Origin of the sequence: Rhodococcus sp. FH8, assembly GCF_019266085.1 — a bacterium.
In the GTDB taxonomy this organism is placed as follows: Bacteria; Actinomycetota; Actinomycetes; order Mycobacteriales; family Mycobacteriaceae; genus Rhodococcus_F; species Rhodococcus_F qingshengii.
This window is the reverse complement of the sequence record NZ_LPNQ01000004.1, coordinates 1-1,062: the sequence shown is the minus strand read 5'-3', so window position 1 is coordinate 1,062 and position 1,062 is coordinate 1. Positions and strand designations below refer to the sequence as shown.

At 63.5% G+C, this 1,062-nt stretch carries 1 protein-coding gene; it reads right to left on the bottom strand.

Annotation, left to right across the window (positions count from 1 at the left end):
• Positions 1 to 1,062, bottom strand: a 1,062-nt coding sequence (locus tag ATN38_RS00020; RefSeq protein ID WP_218747370.1) for an aldehyde dehydrogenase family protein, incomplete at both ends; no start/stop codon positions are given.

Genomic DNA, 1,062 nt, shown 5'->3' with positions numbered 1-1,062 from the left:
GCCGTACTCGGTGTCGTTTGCCAAGGCGATCGCTTCTGCCTCGGTATCGAACGGGATGAGTGCTGCGACGGGTCCGAAGATCTCCTCGCGCACGACGCGATTCTTGTTGGTCAAGCCAGTCCACAGCGTCGGTTCGATCCACGATCCACCGGACAGATCCTGTCCGAGATCCGGAATTCCGCCACCGGTAAGCACTTTCGCGCCCTCCTGCTCGGCGATCTCGAAGTAGTCGAGAACCTTCTTCCGGTGTGCCTGCGAGATGAGCGGGCCTGTCGTCGTCGCAGTGAGCGTCGGGTCACCCAGACGCAATCCTGCTGCCCGCTCGACAAGTCCACCGGCGATGTCGTCGAAAATGCTGCGGTGCACGTACACCCGTTCGGTGCACAGGCAGACCTGGCCTGTGTTGGTGAACACCGATTTGGTCAGACCTGTCAGCGCTTCGTCGATGTCGACGTCGTCGAACACGATCGCGGCGTTCTTTCCGCCGAGCTCGAACGAGACCGGACGCACCCGTGGTGCAACGGTTTTCATGACGTGCGAGCCGGTTGCCGAAGATCCGGTGAAGGTGACACCGTCAATACCGGGGTGGGTGGTGAGGAACTCGCCCGCAGAATTCGCACCGAATCCGTGTACGACGTTGTAGACGCCGGCAGGCAGGCCGACTTCTTCGAGTACCTCGGCCAGCAACGACGCCGTCGCCGGGGTCTCTTCGGAAGGCTTGACCACCACGGAGTTTCCGCACGCCAGCGCGGGCGCCACCTTCCAGGTCAGGAGAAGCAGTGGCAGGTTCCACGGCACGATGACGGCGACCACACCGAGCGGCTTGCGGATCGCGTAGTTCAGCGCCTGCTTTCCGCCGGCCAGATCCGTGACAAACGATTCCTGCCCCGCTGCGGCGACGATGTCGGCAAACGTACGGAAGTTCGTGAGGGCGCGCGCGACGTCGAGTTCGCGTGCCTGCGTGATCGGCTTGCCGGTGTCCGCCATTTCCGCGGCGACAAATTCCTCGAATCGCTCCTCGATCCGGTCGGCGGCGCGTCGCAGCAGAGCCGTCCGCTCTCG